Raw genomic sequence first — 19,113 nt, 5'->3', positions numbered from 1 at the left:
CACGGGGTACCCGGCCCCTACGCTGAGGGCATGGCTCTCGACACCAGCGCGGACACCCCCGCGCCGCTGCGACAGATCTCGCAGCTGCTCGACGGCTACATCGGTCGTCTGGGGGCCGTCTGGGTCGAGGCCGAGATCGCCCAGCTCACGCGGCGTCAGGGCATCTGCTTCCTGACGCTGCGTGACCTGACGGCGAAGATCTCGATCGACGCCAAGTGCCACGTGAGCGTGCTCGACGGCTCGCCGATCCCCGTCACGGAGGGATCGCGGGTCGTCGTGCACGCCAGGCCGGCGTTCTACGCACCGCGCGGCAGCCTCTCGCTCGACCTGCGCGAGATCCGCCCGCAGGGCGAGGGCGAGCTGCTGGCCCAGCTCGAGCGACGGCGGCAGCTGCTCGCCGCCGAGGGCCTGTTCGACCCCCGGCTCAAGAAGCCGCTGCCGCTGCTGCCCCGCGGCATCGGGCTGATCACCGGTCGCAACTCCGCGGCCGAGCGCGACATCCTCGAGAACGCGCGCCTGCGCTGGCCCGACGTCCACTTCGTCGTGCGCCACGCCCTGATGCAGGGCAACGACTCGGCGCGCGACGTCATGGGCGCGCTCGCCGAGCTGGCCGCCGACCGCTCGATCGACCTCGTCGTCATCGCCCGCGGCGGCGGTTCGGTCGAGGACCTCCTGCCGTTCTCCGACGAGGCGCTCGTGCGGGCCGTGCACGCGTACGCGCTGCCGGTCGTCAGCGCGATCGGCCACGAGCCGGACACCCCGATCCTCGACCTCGTCGCCGACCTGCGGGCGTCCACGCCGACCGACGCCGCCAAGCGCATCGTCCCGGACGTCCGCGAGGAGCTCGCCGGCGTCGCGATGATGCGCGAGCGCGCGTCCCTCGCGATCCGCTCGATGGTCGACCGCGAGGTGCGCGGGCTGGCCGACGTCCGCTCACGCCCCGTGCTCGCCCAGCCGTCGACCCTCGTCGACGCCGAGCAGTCCGTCGTCCGCGACTGGCGCGACCGCTCGCGCCGCTCGCTGGGCCACCGCCTCGACCGGGCGGGCGACGAGATCGTCCACCACCTCGCCCGCGTCCGGGGGCTCTCGCCGCTCGCGACCCTCGAGCGCGGCTACGGCGTCGCCCAGCTGGCCGACGGCACCGTCGTCACCTCGATCGGCCAGGTCACGGCCGACACCGAGCTGACCGTCCGCGTCGCCGACGGCACGATCACGACCCGCACGCTCGCCACCGACCCCGCCGCCACCGACCCCGCCACCGAGCCCGCCGCCACCGCTTCCACCAGCCCCGAGGACGACCATGCCTGAGACGACACAGCCCGCGTCACCGCCCGAGATCCCCTACGAGCAGGCCCGCGACGAGCTCATCGCGGTCGTGTCGCGGCTCGAGCAGGGCGGCACGAGCCTCGACGAGTCGCTCGCGCTGTGGGAGCGCGGCGAGCAGCTCGCGGCGATCTGCCAGCAGTGGCTCGACGGCGCGAGGGCTCGCCTGGCCAAGGCCACCGCGGCTCAGGACGTCGACAGCGACGCGATGTAGTCCTCGAGCACGGGCCGCGAGACCGTCGTGTTCAGCAGCGTCGTGAGCCCGTCCTCGTTGCGCAGGTAGGTCAGGCGTCCGTTCGGCCCCGTGCGGACGTTCCACGTCTGCCCCGCGACGTCGGCCGTGCCGTCGCTCTTGCTGCCGTCAGCGAAGCGCTCGACCGCGCGGACGGCGGGGCCCTTGAGCTGCTCGAGGCCGACGTAGTCGTCGGTGTCGGTCAGCACGCCGAGGTGCCAGCCGTTCTCCTGGAAGCGCGCGGACGTCGCCCGCCACCCCTCCGGCAGACCCGTCGGCGCCGCGAGCGGGAACGTCGCCGCGGGACGCGCCTGCGACACGACCTGGGCGTAGTCGACGGTCTCGACGCTCGCCTCGGGCTTCGCGGTGAACAGCTGTCCGATGCCGTAGAGGCCGAGGATCACGGCGCCGATCACGACCATCGAACGGATGATGTCGCCGATCGCGGGATTGCCGCGGGACGATCCGGTCGAGCTCATGGCACTACGTCCTCACCTCTGCGACACCCCTGCGGTGTCGGCCATCCCACTTTACGGGGCGAGCCGCCGACGTGCTCCGTGCCACCTCGTCGCCGACCCGCCCGGGGCGGCCGACCGCTAGGCTGTGCCCGTGGACAGCCTCAAGCCCGCCGCCCAGGCGCCCGACCGCAACCTCGCCCTCGACCTGGTCCGTGTGACCGAGGCAGGAGCCATGGCCGCCGGCCGGTGGGTCGGCCGCGGCGACAAGAACGGTGCCGACGGTGTCGCGGTCAACGCGATGCGCTCGCTCATCAACACCGTGCAGATGAGCGGTGTCGTCGTGATCGGCGAGGGCGAGAAGGACGAGGCCCCCATGCTGTTCAACGGCGAGGAGGTCGGCGACGGCACCGGTCCGGCGTGCGACGTCGCGGTCGATCCCATCGACGGCACGACCCTGACGGCCAAGAGCCTGCCCAACGCGGTGTCGGTCATGGCCGTGGCTCCCCGCGGCTCGATGTACGACCCGTCCGCCGTGTTCTACATGGAGAAGCTCATCGCCGGCCCCGAGGCCGCCGAGGTCGTCGACATCCGGCTGCCCGTCGCCGAGAACATCGCCCTCGTCGCCAAGGCCAAGGGCATCTCGAACAGCGACGTGACGGTCTGCGTCCTCGATCGTCCCCGCCACCAGGGTCTCGTCGACGAGATCCGCGCCGCGGGCGCCCGCATCAAGTTCATCATCGACGGCGACGTCGCCGGCGGCATCACGGCCGCCCGCCCCGACACCGGCGTCGACCTGCTGGTCGGCATCGGCGGCACCCCCGAGGGCATCATCACGGCGTGCGCGATCAAGGCGATCGGCGGGACGATCCAGGGCCGGCTGTGGCCCGTCGACGACGACGAGCGCCAGCGCGCCGTCGACGCCGGTCACGATCTCGACCGCGTCCTGCACACCAACGACCTGGTCGACGCCGACGACTGCTTCTTCGTCGCGACCGGCATCACCGACGGCGAGCTCATGAACGGCGTCCGCTACGGCGCGGGCAAGGCGTACACCGAGTCGCTCGTGATGCGGTCGCGCAGCGGCACGATCCGCAAGATCACGAGCGAGCACCAGCTCGGCAAGCTCAAGGCCTACTCAGCCATCGACTACGAGCGCTGACCCACCGCCCCACCGGGCACGTCGGGCTGCCGGGTCGGCGATCCCCGATACGATCGAGCGCATGTCAGTCACCCAGTCGGACGAGCTGTTCGCGTCGCTGCCGTCGGGCATCGACATCTGCCACCAGACCTTCGGCGACGCCGACGATCCCGCGATCCTGCTCATCATGGGCCTCGGCGGCCCCATGGGCTGGTGGTCGACGCCGTTCTGCGAGCTGCTCGCCGAGCGCGGCTTCTTCGTCATCCGCTACGACAACCGCGACACCGGCCGCTCGACCAAGCTGCGCCACCACACGGTCGGTCGCACCGACATCGTCCGCGCCTTCACCGGGCTGCCGCTGATCGGCCGCGTCTCCGTGCCGTACACGCTGGGCGACATGGCGGGCGACGCGATCGGGCTGCTCGACCACCTCGGCATCGAGCGCGCCCACGTCGTCGGCGTCTCGATGGGCGGCATGATCGCGCAGACGATCGCGATCGAGCACCCCGACCGGGCCCTCAGCCTGACGTCGATCATGTCGACGACCGGCAAGCGGACGGTCGGCTTCCAGCACCCCAAGGTGTTCCCGGTCATGCTGTCGTCGGCCGGACGCACCCGTGACTCCTACGTCGAGCGGTCGCTCAAGGGCTCGAAGGTCATCGGCTCGCCGGCGTTCCCGTCCGACGACGTCATGGCCCGCGACCGCGCCTTCGAGACGTACGACCGCGGCTGGACGGCCAGCGGCGTGACCCGTCAGATGCTGGCCGTGCTGACGCAGCCCGATCGCACCAAGGCCCTCGCGACGCTCGACCTGCCCGCCCTCGTGATCCACGGCCTCAACGACCCGCTCGTGCACCGGTCCGGCGGCAAGGCGACGGCCGAGGCGATCCCCGGGGCCGAGCACCTCGAGATCGCCGGCATGGCGCACGACATGCCCGCGCAGCTGTACGCGACGTACGTCGAGGCCATCGCGCGCACCGCGGCCCGCGCGACGTCGGCGGCCGCCGACGACTCCCCGTCGTAGGCACGACCCCTGCCACGCCCGGTCGCTGCACCAATCGCATCGCATACGCACCTACGGCGCCATCCGACGAGCTGCACCGCAGATGATGCCCTAGGCTGTCATCCATGTCGCACCTGCGGATCTCCGATGCAGCACGTTTCCTCGGGGTCAGCGACGACACCGTGCGGCGCTGGATCTCCGCGGGCTCGCTGGCATCGGTCACCGACTCCTCGGGCCGCATGGCCGTCGACGGCCGCGAGCTGGCGAGCCTCGCCCAGCAGCAGGCGCGCGCGGCGACCGACACGTCCGGCACGTCGAGCTCCGCGCGCAACCGCTTCGTCGGGCTCGTCACGGCGGTCAGGGCCGATGCCGTCATGGCGCAGGTCGAGCTGCAGTGCGGCCCGTTCCGCGTCGTCTCGCTGATGAGCAGCGAGGCCGTCGACGAGCTCGGCCTGGAGCCGGGGTCCGTCGCCGTCGCCGTCATCAAGTCGACCAACGTCATCGTCGAGTCCCTGGAGGGTCACTCATGAAGCGCCTCATCGGCACGGCCGCCGCGGCCTTGCTGCTCACGTCCGTCGCGGCCTGTGGCTCGTCCGACGACGCCGCGGCGGGCTCGTCGTCCGACGGCCCGCGCGAGACGACCCTGACGGTCTACGCGGCCGCATCGCTCAAGAGCTCGTTCACCGAGATCGGCGCCGCGTTCGAGAAGGCCAACCCGGGCGTCTCGGTGACGTTCAGCTTCGCCGGATCGGCCGACCTCGTCGCACAGATCCAGCAGGGCGCCCCGGCCGACGTTTTCGCGTCCGCCGACACCGCGAACATGGACAAGGCCACAGCCGACGACCTCGTCGAGGGGACGCCCGCCGACTTCGCCACCAACACTCTCGAGATCGCGACCCCGCCCGACAACCCCGCAGACGTCGACTCGCTCGACGACCTGGCCGATCCCGACGTCACGGTCGTCGTGTGCGCCGCCGAGGTGCCGTGCGGTGCCGCGGCGGCCGGCGTCGAGAAGGCCGCGGGCCTCGACATCCGGCCCGTCAGCGAGGAGCAGTCGGTCACCGACGTCCTCGGCAAGGTCATCTCGGGCGAGGCCGACGCAGGCCTGGTCTACGTCACCGACGTCAGGGGGGCGGGAGACAAGGTCGCCGGCGTGCCGATCCCCGAGTCGGCCGACGTCGTCAACACCTACCCGATCGCCGCGCTCGCCGGGAGCAGGAACCCCGACGTGGCGAAGGCGTTCACCGCCTACGTCACTGGCCCCGAGGGCCGGTCGATCCTGACGGCGGCGGGCTTCGGCGCACCGTAGCGCCGACGTCCAGGGTCTCTGCCATGGTCTCCGCACGCGCGTCGGGGCTCCCCCGCTGGGTGCTCGTCCCTGCCGCGGCGGGAGCGCTGTTCATCGTGCTGCCGCTCGTCGCGCTCGCCTCGCGCGTTCAGTGGGGCAGCTTCTGGTCGCTCATCACGTCGGACTCGTCGCGCGAGGCGCTGCTGCTGAGCCTGCGGACGTCGGCCGCCGCGACGGTGCTGTGCGTCCTGCTCGGTGTGCCGATGGCGCTCGTGCTGGCCCGGACGTCGTTCCGCGGGCAGGGGCTGCTGCGCTCGCTCGTGCTGCTGCCGCTCGTGCTGCCGCCCGTCGTCGGCGGCATCGCGCTGCTCTACACGTTCGGCCGCAAGGGCCTGCTCGGCGAGACGATCGACGTGCTGGGCCTGCAGATCGCGTTCTCGACGACGGCCGTCGTGATCGCGCAGACGTTCGTGTCGCTGCCGTTCCTCGTCGTCAGCCTCGAGGGGACGCTGCGCACCGCCGGGCAGCGCTACGAGACCGTCGCCGCGACCCTCGGCGCGCGCCCGACGACCGTCCTGCGACGGGTCACGCTGCCGCTCGTGCTGCCCGGCCTGGCCGCCGGCGCGGTGCTGTCGTTCGCGCGGGCGCTCGGCGAGTTCGGTGCCACGATCACCTTCGCGGGCAGCCTCGAGGGCGTCACGCGCACCCTGCCGCTCGAGATCTACCTGCAGCGCGAGAGCAACCCCGACGCGGCCGTCGCCCTGTCGCTCGTGCTGGTCGTCGTGGCGGTGCTGGTCATCGGCCTGGTGCGGGGGACGCGCGGGGTGTCGGCATGACCCTGCGGCTCACCGCCACCGTGGCCGAGCGCGACGTCGACGTGTCGCTCGACGTCGAGGACGGCCGGACCGTCGCCCTGCTGGGACCCAACGGCTCGGGCAAGTCGACCGTGCTCTCGGTCGTCGCGGGCATCCTGCGCCCCGATGCCGGACGCGCGACGCTCGCCGGCACGACACTGTTCGACGTCGCCGCCGGCACCTGGGTGCCACCGCACGAGCGCGGCACGGGCCTGCTGGCGCAGGACCCCCTGCTGTTCCCGCACCTCGACGCGCTCGACAACGTCGCCTTCGGACCCCGCAGCGCTGGCGCCCGCCGCGGCGCCGCCCGCGAGACGGCCCGCACGTGGCTCGGCCGGGTCGACGCCGCCGAGCTCGCCGGCCGTCGGCCGTCGGAGCTGTCGGGCGGACAGGCCCAGCGGGTCGCGATCGCCCGGGCCCTCGCGGCCGATCCGCGGCTCCTGCTGCTCGACGAGCCGATGGCCGCGCTCGACATCACCGTCGTGCCCGCGATGCGGCAGGTGCTGCGCACGGTGCTGCGGGGGCGCAGCGCCGTCATCGTGACCCACGACGTGCTCGACGCGCTGCTGCTCGCCGACCACGTCGTCGTGATGGAGGCCGGCCGCGTCGTCGAGCAGGGCCCCACGAAGGACGTCCTCGCCCGCCCGCGCAGCACGTTCGGCGCCGGCATCGCGGGGCTCAACCTGGCCCGCGGGACCACCGACGGAGGTGGCGTCCGGACGGCCGGCGGCCTGCTGGTGGCCGGCATCCACGACGACGAGACGGTCCCGGACGGCGTCGCGGCGGTCGCGGTCTTCTCCCCCGGCGCCGTCGGCGTGCACCGCGAGCGTCCCGGCGGCAGCCCGCGCAACGTCTTCGCCGCGACGGTCCGCGAGCTCGAGCCGCGCGGTTCGCAGGTGCGCATCCGGACCGACGAGGTCGCCGCCGACGTCACGGCGCCCGTCGTCGCCGAGCTCGACCTCGCGCCCGGCACCGAGGTGTTCCTCGCGGTCAAGGCCAGCGAGGTCGCGATCTACCGGGCGTGAGCCACGGATCGGCGGCATGCTGGACGTCGTGCCCGGACCCCGTGACCTGATCGCCAGGCTGCGTCGCTCGCCACGCCTGCTCGGTGCGCTGGCGGTCGCCGTGGTGCTCGTGGCCGCGGCGACCCTCGACGTCCCCGGGCGCCTGGCCGGGCTGGCCCCGACGGGCACGCCGACGACCGGGGCGTCGTCGGCGACCCCGTCCTCGGCCCCCTCGACGCAGGCCCCGCGACTCGTCCCCCTGACGAACGCCGACAACCGATTGCTCGACCGATGCACGCCCGGCAGCGACCGCCTCGCGCGGTGCGGCCCCGCCCCGGCCCTGGGCGAGGGCACGTGGCTCAACACGCCCGGCGGCGGCACGGCGAGCCTCGACGACCTGCGCGGATCGGTCGTGCTCGTCGACTTCTTCTCCGGGTCGTGCCTCAGCTGCCGCCGCGCCGCACGGTACGTCACGGCGTGGCAGCGGGCGTACGCCGACGCGGGTCTGCAGGTCGTCGGCGTCCACTCCCCCGAGCGCGCCTACGAGAAGGACGACCGGTGGCTCGCCCGCGCGCTCGACGACCTGGCGATCACCTTCCCCGTCCTGCAGGACCAGGGCTACGCGACCCTGACCGACTACCGCACCCAGGTCCTGCCGTCCACCTACCTCGTCGACACCTCCGGCACGGTTCGGGCGATCTCGCTCGGCGAGGGTGGAGCCGAGCGCACCGAGCGGCTCCTGCGACAGCTGCTGCAGGAGCGCGACCTTGACGCGCCCCTGCCGGCACCGATCGGCGCGCTCGACGACGGCGAGGACCCCGAGCCGGGAACGACGGGACAGATCGACCTCGCCGACTCCCGCGGGACGCGCGTCGACAGCGAGTCCGACACCGTCGTCGGCGACGACACGCGCTTCCGCCTGCCGTCGACGGCCCAGCCCGACGGCACGTTCAGCCTGGGCGGGCTGTGGACGACCGGCACCGAGTACCTCGTGCCGCGTGACCGGGCCGTCGCCCGCGTCAGCTACCGCGGCCGGGCCGCGTACCAGCTCGTCGGGGGCAGCGGCACCCTGACCGTCACGACCTCGAGCGGGATGACGCGGCGCATCGTCGTCGACGGCGACCCGGAGCCGCGCCAGGTCCACGTCGCGCCGTTCGGGCCCGAGACCCTCACGGTCCGCTACGACGGCGACCTGCGGGTGTACGCGTTCTCGTTCGGCTGAGCCGCTCGCCCGGTGTCTAGGGTGGTGCCATGGACGAGGTGATCGTGCGCCGGCGCGACGACGGCGCCCTGGAGCTGCGTGTCAACGGCGTGTTCGTGATGGACGACCTCGAGACGACGTCCGAGCGTCTCCTGGCCAACACGGCGCTCGACACCGGGGCACGCGACGTCCTGGTCGGCGGGCTCGGCCTGGGGTTCACGACCCGCGAGCTGCTGGCGTCGGCCGTCGTGGACCGGGTCGTCGTCGCCGAGCTGCACGGCGAGATCGTCGACCGGATGCGCGACGGCACGATCCCCGGCGCCGACCTGCTCGACGACCCGCGGCTCGACGTCGTGGTGGGCGACGTGCGCGACGTCGTCTCCGCCCAGCCACGGGCCTCGTTCGACGCGATCCTGCTCGACGTCGACAACGGTCCGGACTTCCTCGTGCACGACGAGAACGCCGCGGTCTACCGCGAGGGCTTCGTCGCGACGTGCGCCGCGCGCCTGCGAACCACCGGACTGCTCGCGATCTGGTCGATGGCCGACTCCGACGCCGTGCGGGCCCTGCTCGAGGCGCACTTCGACGAGGTGACGGTCGAGTCCGTCGACGTCCGGCTGCAGGGACGTGACGAGTGCTACTGGATCCTCGCCGGACGTCGACCGCGACGCAGCGCTATCGTGCCGACATGACCGAACACAGCAGCGAGTACCGCATCGAGCACGACACCATGGGCGAGGTCCGCGTGCCCGTCGACGCCCTGTGGCGCGCGCAGACCCAGCGGGCCGTCGAGAACTTCCCGATCTCCGGCACCCCCATCGAGTCGGCGCAGATCCGCGCCCTGGCCCAGATCAAGGCCGCCTGCGCCACGGCCAACGCCGAGCTGGGCATCCTCGACCAGGACGTCGCCGACGCGATCGTCGCCGCTGCCGACGAGGTCGCCTCGGGCGCGCACGACGCGCACTTCCCGATCGACGTGTTCCAGACCGGGTCGGGCACGTCGAGCAACATGAACACCAACGAGGTCATCGCGACCCTCGCCACCACGGCGCTCGGCAAGGACGTCCACCCCAACGACCACGTCAACGCGTCGCAGTCGTCCAACGACGTCTTCCCGACGTCGATCCACGTCGCCGCGACCGCCTCGGCCACCCACGAGCTGATCCCCGCGCTCGACCACCTCGCGACGTCGCTCGAGGCCAAGGCCACCGAGTTCGCGTCCGTCGTGAAGTCGGGCCGCACGCACCTGATGGACGCCACGCCCGTCACGCTGGGCCAGGAGTTCGCCGGCTACGCCGCGCAGATCCGCCGCGGCATCGCGCGCGTCGAGTCGGCCCTGCCCCACACGGCCGAGGTGCCCCTCGGCGGCACGGCCGTCGGCACCGGCATCAACACCCCGATCGGCTTCCCGCAGCGCGTCATCGAGATCCTGGCCGCCAACACGGGCCTGCCGATCACCGAGGCCGTCGACCACTTCGAGGCCCAGAGCGCACGCGACGGGCTGGTCGAGATGTCGGGCCAGCTGCGCACGATCGCCGTGAGCCTGACCAAGATCTGCAACGACCTGCGCTGGATGGGCTCGGGCCCCCGCACGGGCCTCGGCGAGATCGCGCTGCCCGACCTGCAGCCCGGCTCGAGCATCATGCCCGGCAAGGTCAACCCCGTCCTGCCCGAGGCCACGCTCATGGTCGCCGCGCAGGTCATCGGCAACGACGCGACCATCGCGACCGCCGGCGCGTCGGGCTCGTTCGAGCTCAACGTCATGCTGCCCGTGATCGGCCGCAACATCCTGGAGTCGATGCGTCTGCTCGGCAACGCCTCGCGCGTCCTGGCCGACCGCTGCATCGACGGCATCACGGCCAACGAGGAGCGCTGCCTCGAGCTGGCGGAGTCGTCGCCGTCGGTCGTCACGCCGCTCAACCGCTACATCGGTTACGAGAACGCGGCCAAGGTCGCCAAGACGGCGGTCAAGGAGAAGAAGACGATCCGCCAGGTCGTCGTCGAGATGGGCTTCGTCGAGCGCGGCGAGGTCTCCGAGTCCGATCTCGACGAGGCCCTCGACGTCATGAGCATGACCCACCCGTAGCCCCCACCCGCCGAGGAGGGGGTTACCGCCCCTCCTCGAGGGGGTTGCGGCCCTTCCACAGGGCCGTAACCCTCTCCTCGCAGGGCGACAACCCCCTCCTCGGCGTCAGCGGCGCTGGGCCAGGACGTAGCCGTCGTCGTCGTAGATGACGTCGTACGTCCCACCGTGGGCCTGCTCGGCGTACGCCGCGACGTCGCTGGGCGAGCCGATGCCCGCGGCGACGTCGAACAGGACGTACTCGGGCGTCGCCGACCCGACGGTGCCGAGCCAGTAGACGGTGTGGTCGGTGACGAGGTGCCCCATCAGGCCGATGTCGGCCTCGACCGACGCACCCTTCGGCACCAGCGACACGACGGTCCGCGCGCTGTCGACGCGCGGCGGCTCGTCGTACGTCACCGGGTCGGCGAGTGCCGCCACGGGCGAGCCGACCATCATGAAGCCGCCGACCACGAGCCCCACCGGCGTCGCCCACCGCAGCGCCGGACGGCGACGGATCGCGTCGATCATCGCGACGAACACGATCGGCATCAGCACGAGCGAGTAGTGCCACTCCGTGCCCCAGTAGAACGGGACGTCTCCGGCGAAGCGCCAGGCGAACGTCGGCAGCACCAGCAGCACCCACGGTGACGCCAGCGCCGCGAACCCCGTGATCGCCACCGTCAGCACGACCGTCGCGATCTTGCGGCCCGGCGCGTCGAGCAGCGTCGCCACCACCCCGCGATCGCCGCCTAGCGTCCCCGAGTAGGCGTACGCTCCTCCGGCGTTGAAGCCGGGGACGATGACGAGCAGGATCAGTGCCGTCGCCGCGACCGCGCCGACCGCCAGAGCCGCACCGCGACGCCGCTCCCCCGCGAGCCACAGGACGCCTCCGACGACCGCGACCGTCAGCCCGAGGTCCTCCTTGACGAGCAGCAGCGGCACCGACCAGAGCACGACCCGGTCGAAGCGCCGGTCGACGTAAGCGGCTCCCGCCAGTGCCAGGAGCGGCGCGGCGAACGCGACCTCGTGGAAGTCGGCCTCGACGGCCGACTGCAGGCCGAACGACAACGCGTACGCCAGCCCGATCGCCGCCCCCACGATCGTCCCGACCGTCCGCATCGCGAGCACCGCGATGACGTGCACCGAGACCGCGATCAGCACCACCTGCGCCAGCAGGATCGTCTGCGCCGACGGGAACAGCCGGTAGAACGGGGCGATCAGCGCCGTGACGGGCGAGAAGTGGTCGCCCAGGATGTTGAAGCCCGGCCCCTTGATGTCGACGACCGGCGCGCCCGGACCGGCGTAGCTCTTGACCGCCTGCTCGAAGATCGCGTTGTCGAACGACGCGATCGTGAAGTGGTCGAACCGCACGAGCGTCACGACGGCGTACGCCGCCCCCGTCACGAGGGCGATGACGGCGGCGAGCAGGTGCTGGGCGCGCGTCGCCGTCATCGCGGAAGGGTCAGGTTCTCGCCCGTCTCGGGGTCGAACACGAGGATCTTCTGCCGCGGGACGACGACCCGGATCGACATGCCCGGGCGCAACGGGCTCTCGGCCGGCAGCTGGGCGACCAGGAAGCTCTGGAACAGGTCGAACTCGAGGAGCTCCTCGACCTCGCCCAGCACGCTCTCGACCTCGGGCTCGATGTCGTAGCCCAGGTACGCGAACTGCGAGCTGCCGCGCCACTCGATGTCGTCGATGCGCGTCGTGAACTCGACCCGGTCGGTCACCCCGTTGCCCGCGGGCCCCGTGGCGTCGAGGCAGTGCTCGGGGCGGATGCCGGCCACCACCACGGAGCGCTCGCCGATGCGCTCGAGGAGGTCGTCGTCGAGCAGCATCGTGGCCAGCGGCATGACGAGCTGGCGGCCCGTCGGGAAGGCCGGGACGAGGTTCATCGGCGGCGAGCCGAGGAATCCGGCGACGAACATGTCGGCGGGGTGGTCGTACAGGTCGCGCGGCGTGCCGACCTGGTGAATGAATCCCTGGTGCATCACGGCGACGCGGTCGGCCGTGCTGAGCGCCTCCTCGACGTCGTTGGTCGTGAAGACCGACGTGCGCGACGCCTCGTGCTGCCACTGCGCCGTGACCGACCGGACGTGCGTGCGCACGCGCTCGGACTGGGCCGTGAACGGGGCGTCGAACAGGTACGCGTTGGCGTCGCGGACGAGCGCGCGCCCCAGGGCGACCCGCTGGCGCTGCGGGTCGTCGAGGTCGGCGGGGCGGACGTCGAGGAGGTCGGTCAACGCCAGCAGCTCGGCGACCTCGTGGATGCGGTCGGACAGCGCGTCCTTGTCGACCCCCTTGCGCAGGATCGACGAGAACGCGAGGTTGTCGAAGACGTCGAGGTGCGGGTGCAGCGCGTAGTCCTGGAAGACCATCGCGATGTCGCGACCTCGCGGATCGACCGCGTTGACCACGATGTCGTCGATCAGCACGTCGCCCGACGTCTGCTCCTCGATGCCGACGATCGTGCGCAGCAGACGGCTCTTGCCCGCACCAGCCGGGCCCGTGATCGCGAGCGTCGACCCGGACGGCACCGTCAGGTTGACGTCGTCGAGCAGCGGTCGTCCGCCCGCGGGGCCGTCGGTCGTGAGGTGGCGGAGTTCGATCGAGGTCATCGGTAGGACCTTCCGAGGAGGTGGTTGATCCGGCGCGGGAGCACGAGCAGGAGGGCCAGCGGCAGCAGCAGCCACAGCAGGCCGGCGGCGGCGACGGCGCTCGACCCGTCGAGCTCGCGGGACGCGACGAGCAGCGTCGCGGGCAGGGGCAGGCCGGGGCGGTCGGGGGCGAGCCCGGCGCCGAGCGCGAAGTCGTTGCAGGCGGCCACGAAGACCAGGAGCGCGACGGCCACGACGCCCGGCGCGAGGTGCGGCACCGCGAACTGCCGCAGCACCTGGGTGCGGGTCGCGCCGTCGGCCCGCACGGCGTCGAGCAGCGTCCACGGGGCGTCGCGCATGACCGTGACGCACAGCCAGGTCGCCAGCGGCAGCGTCACGACGAGGGTCGGGACCACGAGCGCCGCGCGCGATCCGTAGGCGCCCAGGTCGATCAGCTGGTCGGCCCACGGGCCCGCGAGGGCGAGGACCGGCATCAGCAGCGTCGCGACCACGAAGCCGTAGACGACACGTCGCCCCCGCACGGGCAGGCGCACCAGGGCGTAGGCGGCGGGCACCGCGAGCGGCACCGCGACCAGGGTCGCGAGCAGCGCCACGAGCAGCGACGTGCCGGCGGCCGAGCGCAGGAGGTCCGACGAGATCGCGCCGTCGAACGCCGCCCACGAGACGTCCTGGGGCAGCACCGTCCGCGGCGTCGTCCCGGCGGGGGTCGTGGCGACCGTGAACGTCCAGAGCAGCGGGACGATCGTCAGCACCGTGAACAGCTCGACCCCGAGGATCGCCCAGAACGAGACGGTGCGCGACGTGTCGGCGAACAGGACGCCCGCTGCCCCCGTCGCCATCAGCACGACCGCGACGGCGATCCACAACCACTGGTCGGGACGCGCGATCATCAGGACGCCGTAGTTGCCGATGCCGAAGCCGAGGGCGAACGACGTCGCCGAGGCCCACAGCCGGGAGCGGACGGACGGGGTCACACGACCCTCCTCACGCGCAGGACCGGCACGAGGAAGGCCGCGATGAGCCCGGCCAGGAGCAGCAGCACGATCGACATCGCCGCCCCGAGCCCGATCTCGTACGACGAGAATGTGGTGTCCCAGACCAGGAACGGCGCCGTGCGCGTCGAGGTGGCACCGGGCCGGTCGACGACGAGCGGCCCCTCGAGGATGCGGAAGGCGTCGAGCGCGCGGTACGTCACCGCGACCGCGATCGCCGGTCCCATCGCGGGCAGGACGACCCGCGTCACCCGCTGCCGCGCGGTGGCGCCGTCGGCGATCGCCGATGCCATCAGCGACGTCGGCACCCGCAGCAGCCCGGCCAGCAGGATGACCGCGGTGATGCCCGTGCCGCGCCACACCTCGCCGGCCGACACCGCGACGAGCGAGCCGACGGGCCCGACGTCGTCGAGGTCGAACCAGGATGCCGCGAAGCCCGTCGTCACGGCGTCGCGCCAGACGACCGCCGACACGATCGCGAGCATCCCGAACGGCAGCAGCACGAGCACCCGCGTGACGGGCCAGGCGACGCCGAGACGGCGCAGCGCGACGGCGAACGCCATGCCCAGGACGAGCTGCAGCGCGACCACGAGCACGACGACGGTCAGCGTCGCGGCGACCGCCAGCCACCACGTGCGGCTCGACAGCAGGTCGGTGTAGTTGTCGAGACCCACGAACCGTCGGTCGTCCGGGTTGGTCAGCGTCGACCGGTGCAGCGACGTCCACACGGCGCGACCGACGGGCCACGCCGTCACGACGAGCAGGACCACGACCGCCGGCGCGAGCCACCGCCACGACCTCATCGGACCGTCCCCTCGACGACGGCCTCGACCTCGGCCTGCGACGTGCGCGGCGTGCCGTCCTGCGTGACGCCTGCGACGGGCCTCCACGTCTCGTCGAGCGCGTCGACGACATTGGCCCACAGCGGCGTGACGGGCACCGTGACCCCCGTCGAGGCCGACGCCTTGGCGGCGTCGAGGCTGCGGAAGGCCGGCGCGACGGCCGGGTCGTCGAGCACGCCGACGCGGCTCGGCGTGTGCTGCGGACCCGTCGCGAGCGCCTGCAGCGAGGTCGCGGACGTCAGGCACGCGATCGCCTCGAAGGCCTCCGCGCGGTCACGGGCCGAGGCGGGCACCGCGAGTCCGACGCCCGCCAGCGGGGCCACGGCCGCGGTGCCGTCGACCGGGTACGCCGCGGCCCGCAGGTCGGTCTGCACGCCGGCGAGGGCCGGGTCGGAGATCGCGGACGTCGACGCGAGCAGGAAGCCGCCCCCCGCGCCGGCGAACCGGGTCAGCGCGTCGCGGGACGGTCCGGGCCCGACGCCCGCGTCGTCGTACAGCTCGACGACGGACGCCGCCGCACGACCGGCCGCGGTGTCGAGGCCGACCTCGGTGGCGCGACCGGCCCCGCCCAGGAGGCTGCCACCGCTGCCGGCGACGAGCGCGTTGACCCACTCGGCGAGCCCGCTGCCGTCACGGTCCTCGATCTCGACCGAGACGCCCAGCCTCTGCGCGCCGGCGACGAGGTCGTCCCACGTGATGGGCTGGGTCGTGTCGAGACCGGCCCGCTCGGCCGTGGTGCCCCGGAACCACAGGACCTGGGGGTCGAGGAACCATGGCGCCGCGACGAGTCGTCCGTCCCACGTGGCGGCGGCGAGGGCCGCCGGCGTCACCCCCTCGGACAGGGTCGCGGCCTGCGCGGCGGGGACGGGCGCGAGCACGCCCGCGGCGGCGAGCTCGGCCGTCGACGCCGTGTCGAGGCTCAGCAGGTCCATCGACTCGTCGTCGGCCAGGAGACGCTGCACGAGCTCCGAGCGCCGGGCGCCGACGTCGGCGGGCAGCTGCTCGACCTCGATGCGGTACCGGCCCTGTGCCGCATCGTTGCAGGTGCCCGCGAGGGTCTCGGCGTCGAGACGGTCGGGGCCCACGTACCAGCTGACGACCGGCAGGTAGCGTGCCGGCGAGCTCCCCGAGCCGCAGGCCGCCAGCAGTGCGCACGCGACGGCTGCCGCGGCGACGCTCGTCGCCGTGCGGCGCTGCCGCCGTGACGCGCGTCTCCCGGGTGCCATCACGGGCGCAACTTTGCCACAGAGCGGGGCCGCGTCCACCGCGACGCGACGTCAGTCGGCGAGCGCGTCGTCGATCTGTCGGACGAAGTCGTCGGTCGAGGCCGCCTCGACCTTCTCGCCGTTCAGGAAGAACGTGGGAGTCCCCGTGACGCCCAGCGCCAGGCCGTCGTCGACGTCGGCCTGCACGCGCGCCGCGACGGCCTCGCCGGCGACGTCCGCGTCGTACGTCGCCAGGTCGAGACCGAGCTCGTCGGCGAACGTCCGGAACAGCGGTGCCTGCGACTCCTGCGACTCGCCCCACTGCTGCTGCGTCTCGAACATGCGCCGGTACATGTCCTCCAGGCGGCCCTGCCGGGCGGCCGCCTCGACGGCGTGCGCCGCGTTGCGCGAGTTGAGGTGGCTCTCGAGGGGGAAGTACCGCATCACGAACGTCACGCGTCCGGCGTACTTCTCCCGCAGGTCCTCGACGAACGGGTACGCCGCGGCGCACGACTCGCACTCGAGGTCGAGGAACTCCACCAGCGTGACCTTGCCGTCGTCGGCGGTGTCGAGCCGGTGGCTGTCGGCCCGGACCGCGACGGTCGTCCGCTCCCCGCCCTCGACCTCGTCCGGCTCGGTCGCCAGCTGACGGACGACGAGCCCGCCCAGCAGCACGGCGGCCACGGCCGCGACGACGACGGTGACGGTGGTCTGGCGCGACATCCTCATGCCCGCACGACGAACGCGGGCCCGGGAAGGTTCCCGGGCCCGCGTCGGTCGCTCGGTGTCGGTCGGGTCAGAGCGAGACGTCCTCGAGCATCTCGGTCACGAGGGCCGCCACGGGCGAGCGCTCCGACCGCGACAGCGTGACGTGGGCGAACAGCGGGTGGCCCTTGAGCTTCTCGACCACCGCGACGACGCCGTCGTGACGTCCGACCCGCAGGTTGTCGCGCTGGGCGACGTCGTGCGTCAGGACGACCTTGGAGTTCGTGCCGATGCGCGACAGCACCGTCAGCAGCACGTTGCGCTCCAGCGACTGCGCCTCGTCGACGATGACGAACGAGTCGTGCAGCGAGCGTCCGCGGATGTGGGTCAGCGGCAGCACCTCGAGCATGCCGCGGTCGAGGATCTCCTCGATGACGGCCGGGGAGGCGACGGCACCGAGCGTGTCGAACACCGCCTGCCCCCACGGCCCCATCTTCTCGGACTCGCTGCCGGGCAGGTATCCGAGCTCCTGACCGCCCACGGCGTACAGCGGGCGGAAGATCACGACCTTCTTGTGCTGCCCTCGCTCCATCGTCGCCTCGAGGCCCGCGCACAGCGCCATCGCGGACTTGCCGGTGCCGGCCCGGCCGCCGAGGGAGACGATGCCGATGTCGGGGTCGAGCAGCAGGTCGAGGGCGATGCGCTGCTCGGCGGAGCGTCCGTGGATGCCGAAGGCGTCGCGATCGCCGCGCACGAGCTGCACCTGCTTGTCGGCCGTCACGCGTCCCAGGCCGCTGCCCTTGTCGGACAGCAGCACCAGGCCCGTGTGGCACGGCAGCTCGCGCGCCTCCGGCAGGTCGACCGTCCCGGCCTCGTAGAGCGCGTCGAGGTCGAAGCTGTCGATCTCCAGCTCGCGCATGCCGGTCCAGCCCGACTCGAGCGCGAGCTCGGCGCGGTACTCCTCGGCGCTCAGGCCGACGGCCGACGCCTTGACCCGCATCGGCAGGTCCTTGGAGACGATCGTGACGTCGAGCCCCTCGTCCGAGAGGTTCTTGGCGACCGACAGGATGCGGGTGTCGTTGTCGCCGAGGCGGAAGCCCGACGGGAGCGACGACGCGTCGGTGTGGTTCAGCTCGACGCGGATCGTGCCCCCCTCGTCGCCGATCGGCAGGGGGACGTCGAGGGTGCCGTGCAGCACCCGCAGGTCGTCGAGGAAGCGCAGGGCGCTGCGGGCGAAGTAGCCCAGCTCGGGGTCGTGCCGCTTGCCTTCCAGCTCGGTGATGACGACGACCGGGATGACCACCTCGTGCTCGTGGAAGCGGTTGACGGCGTTCGGGTCGGCGAGCAGGACGCTCGTGTCCAGGACGTACGTGCGGCGGGAGGTGTTCGTCGTGCCCGGGTTCGACATGCGCGGTGCAGCCACAGCTGTCTCCTCAACGGGCCCGCGCGCGCCTGCGCCGGCCCTACTCGTAGGTAGGTGATCCAGGCTCAAGCGCGAGCGTCAACACACGATGAACGTACGACCGCCGAACGGCGATACTCGGTACGACACGCCATCCACCAGATGACGTCCCCGTAAACACCCACCCCACCCGTCACACCCGCCCGGTCGCCAGGGAGGCCGCTTGCGGCCGAGCGTGAGCGCAGCGAGGCGACGTGACGAAAGCCTGATGGCTCGGGTTCGCCTCGGGCTCCGCCCTCACGGTCGCTCCGCTCCCTGGCGAACGAGGGCGTGGTCACGGTCGCTCCGCTCCCTGGCGAACGGACCCTCTCGGTCGCCAGGGAGGCCGCCCGCGGCCGACCGTGAGCGAAGCGAGGCGACGTTACGCAAGCCTGATCGCTCGGGTTCGCCTCGGGCTCCGCCCTCACGGTCGCTTCGCTCCCTGGCGAACGACCACTCGGTCGCCAGGGAGGCCGCCTGCGGCCGAGCGTGAGCGAAGCGAGGCGACGGAACGCAAGCCTGATCGGGTGGTTCGCCTCGGGCTCCGCCCTCACGGTCGCTCCGCTCCCTGGCGAACGGAACCTCTCGGTCGCCAGGGAGGCCGCCTGCGGCCGACCGTGAGCGAAGCGAGGCGACGGAACGCAAGCCTGATCGCTCGGGTTCGCCTCGGGCTCCGCCCTCACGGTCGCTCCGCTCCCTGGCGGACGAGGGCACCGGTCGCCAGGGAGGCCGCCTGCGGCCGAC

Annotated in this window: 19 protein-coding genes; 11 read left to right on the top strand and 8 right to left on the bottom strand. The window is 72.7% G+C overall.

The window, feature by feature from the left end; all coding sequences use genetic code 11:
- Positions 1–30 precede the first annotated feature (30 nt).
- Both xseA and ASD10_RS15340 read left to right on the top strand, forming a co-directional pair.
- Complete coding sequence (gene xseA, locus ASD10_RS15345) at positions 31–1,308, top strand: exodeoxyribonuclease VII large subunit (RefSeq protein ID WP_056610890.1); 1,278 nt, start codon at positions 31–33, stop codon at positions 1,306–1,308.
- Positions 1,301–1,537, top strand: coding sequence for an exodeoxyribonuclease VII small subunit (locus ASD10_RS15340; protein WP_056610887.1), 237 nt, complete (start codon positions 1,301–1,303; stop codon positions 1,535–1,537). Before xseA ends, ASD10_RS15340 begins: the two co-directional genes overlap by 8 nt.
- Here ASD10_RS15340 and ASD10_RS15335 read toward each other — a convergent pair.
- The gene (locus tag ASD10_RS15335) at positions 1,510–2,034 is read right to left on the bottom strand and encodes a DUF4245 domain-containing protein (RefSeq protein ID WP_056610884.1); all 525 of its coding nucleotides are present in this window, start codon (positions 2,032–2,034) and stop codon (positions 1,510–1,512) included. The two genes, ASD10_RS15340 and ASD10_RS15335, sit on opposite strands and share 28 nt — an antisense overlap.
- A gap of 130 nt (positions 2,035–2,164) precedes the next feature.
- On the opposite strand from ASD10_RS15335, the gene glpX reads away from it, so the two are divergent.
- The 9 genes from glpX to ASD10_RS15290 all read left to right on the top strand — a co-directional run bounded on the left by glpX (position 2,165) and on the right by ASD10_RS15290 (position 10,587).
- A complete protein-coding gene (glpX, locus tag ASD10_RS15330; protein ID WP_157432674.1) occupies positions 2,165–3,172 on the top strand; it encodes a class II fructose-bisphosphatase in 1,008 nt (335 codons plus the stop codon).
- Between the two features lie 61 nt (positions 3,173–3,233).
- Complete coding sequence (locus ASD10_RS15325) at positions 3,234–4,175, top strand: alpha/beta fold hydrolase (RefSeq protein ID WP_056610880.1); 942 nt, start codon at positions 3,234–3,236, stop codon at positions 4,173–4,175.
- A 104-nt stretch (positions 4,176–4,279) separates the two neighbouring features.
- Positions 4,280–4,684 carry a molybdopterin-binding protein gene (locus ASD10_RS15320; protein WP_056610877.1) on the top strand — a complete coding sequence of 135 codons (405 nt, stop codon included), beginning with the start codon at positions 4,280–4,282 and terminating at the stop codon, positions 4,682–4,684.
- The gene (gene modA / locus ASD10_RS15315; RefSeq protein WP_056610875.1) at positions 4,681–5,463 is read left to right on the top strand and encodes a molybdate ABC transporter substrate-binding protein; all 783 of its coding nucleotides are present in this window, start codon (positions 4,681–4,683) and stop codon (positions 5,461–5,463) included. Before ASD10_RS15320 ends, modA begins: the two co-directional genes overlap by 4 nt.
- Positions 5,464–5,486: 23 nt before the next feature.
- Complete coding sequence (locus ASD10_RS15310; RefSeq protein WP_056610872.1) at positions 5,487–6,278, top strand: ABC transporter permease; 792 nt, start codon at positions 5,487–5,489, stop codon at positions 6,276–6,278.
- Positions 6,275–7,321 (top strand): sulfate/molybdate ABC transporter ATP-binding protein, encoded by a 1,047-nt coding sequence (locus ASD10_RS15305; RefSeq protein WP_056610868.1) that lies wholly within the window; start codon positions 6,275–6,277, stop codon positions 7,319–7,321. Before ASD10_RS15310 ends, ASD10_RS15305 begins: the two co-directional genes overlap by 4 nt.
- Positions 7,322–7,349: 28 nt before the next feature.
- The gene (locus ASD10_RS15300; RefSeq protein ID WP_162248868.1) at positions 7,350–8,522 is read left to right on the top strand and encodes a redoxin domain-containing protein; all 1,173 of its coding nucleotides are present in this window, start codon (positions 7,350–7,352) and stop codon (positions 8,520–8,522) included.
- Between the two features lie 29 nt (positions 8,523–8,551).
- The gene (locus ASD10_RS15295) at positions 8,552–9,193 is read left to right on the top strand and encodes a hypothetical protein (protein WP_056610862.1); all 642 of its coding nucleotides are present in this window, start codon (positions 8,552–8,554) and stop codon (positions 9,191–9,193) included.
- A complete protein-coding gene (locus tag ASD10_RS15290) occupies positions 9,190–10,587 on the top strand; it encodes an aspartate ammonia-lyase (protein ID WP_056610859.1) in 1,398 nt (465 codons plus the stop codon). Before ASD10_RS15295 ends, ASD10_RS15290 begins: the two co-directional genes overlap by 4 nt.
- 105 nt (positions 10,588–10,692) lie before the next feature.
- On the opposite strand, the gene ASD10_RS15285 is transcribed toward ASD10_RS15290, so the two are convergent.
- From ASD10_RS15285 to ASD10_RS15255, 7 genes are all read right to left on the bottom strand, one after another.
- Positions 10,693–12,018 carry a DUF2079 domain-containing protein gene (locus ASD10_RS15285; protein ID WP_056610857.1) on the bottom strand — a complete coding sequence of 442 codons (1,326 nt, stop codon included), beginning with the start codon at positions 12,016–12,018 and terminating at the stop codon, positions 10,693–10,695.
- A complete protein-coding gene (locus ASD10_RS15280) occupies positions 12,015–13,184 on the bottom strand; it encodes an ABC transporter ATP-binding protein (RefSeq protein ID WP_056610854.1) in 1,170 nt (389 codons plus the stop codon). Before ASD10_RS15280 ends, ASD10_RS15285 begins: the two co-directional genes overlap by 4 nt.
- The gene (locus ASD10_RS19095; RefSeq protein ID WP_056610850.1) at positions 13,181–14,158 is read right to left on the bottom strand and encodes an ABC transporter permease subunit; all 978 of its coding nucleotides are present in this window, start codon (positions 14,156–14,158) and stop codon (positions 13,181–13,183) included. Before ASD10_RS19095 ends, ASD10_RS15280 begins: the two co-directional genes overlap by 4 nt.
- Positions 14,155–14,979, bottom strand: coding sequence for a carbohydrate ABC transporter permease (locus ASD10_RS19090; RefSeq protein ID WP_056610847.1), 825 nt, complete (start codon positions 14,977–14,979; stop codon positions 14,155–14,157). The genes ASD10_RS19095 and ASD10_RS19090 overlap by 4 nt, the downstream gene beginning before the upstream one ends.
- Positions 14,976–16,244 carry an extracellular solute-binding protein gene (locus tag ASD10_RS15265; RefSeq protein ID WP_056610845.1) on the bottom strand — a complete coding sequence of 423 codons (1,269 nt, stop codon included), beginning with the start codon at positions 16,242–16,244 and terminating at the stop codon, positions 14,976–14,978. The genes ASD10_RS19090 and ASD10_RS15265 overlap by 4 nt, the downstream gene beginning before the upstream one ends.
- Before the next feature lie 51 nt (positions 16,245–16,295).
- Positions 16,296–16,952, bottom strand: coding sequence for a thioredoxin domain-containing protein (locus ASD10_RS15260; protein WP_235502042.1), 657 nt, complete (start codon positions 16,950–16,952; stop codon positions 16,296–16,298).
- 67 nt (positions 16,953–17,019) lie between these two features.
- Positions 17,020–18,336, bottom strand: coding sequence for a PhoH family protein (locus ASD10_RS15255; RefSeq protein WP_056610839.1), 1,317 nt, complete (start codon positions 18,334–18,336; stop codon positions 17,020–17,022).
- Positions 18,337–19,113: the final 777 nt, after the last annotated feature.

The sequence above is a fragment of the Aeromicrobium sp. Root472D3 genome (assembly GCF_001426485.1).
GTDB lineage: Bacteria > Actinomycetota > Actinomycetes > Propionibacteriales > Nocardioidaceae > Aeromicrobium.
The sequence above is the reverse complement of the archived record's forward strand: the minus strand, read 5'-3'. Positions and strand labels throughout refer to the sequence as shown.

What these genes read in the sequence shown, in the direction of transcription:
- xseA (WP_056610890.1), top strand. Translation starts at nt 31, where the DNA reads ATGGCTCTCGACACCAGCGCGGACACCCCCGCGCCGCTGCGACAGATC.
- ASD10_RS15340 (WP_056610887.1), top strand. Translation starts at nt 1,301, where the DNA reads ATGCCTGAGACGACACAGCCCGCGTCACCGCCCGAGATCCCCTACGAG.
- ASD10_RS15335 (WP_056610884.1), bottom strand. Translation starts at nt 2,034, where the DNA reads ATGAGCTCGACCGGATCGTCCCGCGGCAATCCCGCGATCGGCGACATC.
- ASD10_RS15325 (WP_056610880.1), top strand. Translation starts at nt 3,234, where the DNA reads ATGTCAGTCACCCAGTCGGACGAGCTGTTCGCGTCGCTGCCGTCGGGC.
- ASD10_RS15320 (WP_056610877.1), top strand. Translation starts at nt 4,280, where the DNA reads ATGTCGCACCTGCGGATCTCCGATGCAGCACGTTTCCTCGGGGTCAGC.
- modA (WP_056610875.1), top strand. Translation starts at nt 4,681, where the DNA reads ATGAAGCGCCTCATCGGCACGGCCGCCGCGGCCTTGCTGCTCACGTCC.
- ASD10_RS15310 (WP_056610872.1), top strand. Translation starts at nt 5,487, where the DNA reads ATGGTCTCCGCACGCGCGTCGGGGCTCCCCCGCTGGGTGCTCGTCCCT.
- ASD10_RS15305 (WP_056610868.1), top strand. Translation starts at nt 6,275, where the DNA reads ATGACCCTGCGGCTCACCGCCACCGTGGCCGAGCGCGACGTCGACGTG.
- ASD10_RS15295 (WP_056610862.1), top strand. Translation starts at nt 8,552, where the DNA reads ATGGACGAGGTGATCGTGCGCCGGCGCGACGACGGCGCCCTGGAGCTG.
- ASD10_RS15290 (WP_056610859.1), top strand. Translation starts at nt 9,190, where the DNA reads ATGACCGAACACAGCAGCGAGTACCGCATCGAGCACGACACCATGGGC.
- ASD10_RS15285 (WP_056610857.1), bottom strand. Translation starts at nt 12,018, where the DNA reads ATGACGGCGACGCGCGCCCAGCACCTGCTCGCCGCCGTCATCGCCCTC.
- ASD10_RS15280 (WP_056610854.1), bottom strand. Translation starts at nt 13,184, where the DNA reads ATGACCTCGATCGAACTCCGCCACCTCACGACCGACGGCCCCGCGGGC.
- ASD10_RS19090 (WP_056610847.1), bottom strand. Translation starts at nt 14,979, where the DNA reads ATGAGGTCGTGGCGGTGGCTCGCGCCGGCGGTCGTGGTCCTGCTCGTC.
- ASD10_RS15265 (WP_056610845.1), bottom strand. Translation starts at nt 16,244, where the DNA reads ATGGCACCCGGGAGACGCGCGTCACGGCGGCAGCGCCGCACGGCGACG.
- ASD10_RS15260 (WP_235502042.1), bottom strand. Translation starts at nt 16,952, where the DNA reads ATGAGGATGTCGCGCCAGACCACCGTCACCGTCGTCGTCGCGGCCGTG.
- ASD10_RS15255 (WP_056610839.1), bottom strand. Translation starts at nt 18,336, where the DNA reads ATGTCGAACCCGGGCACGACGAACACCTCCCGCCGCACGTACGTCCTG.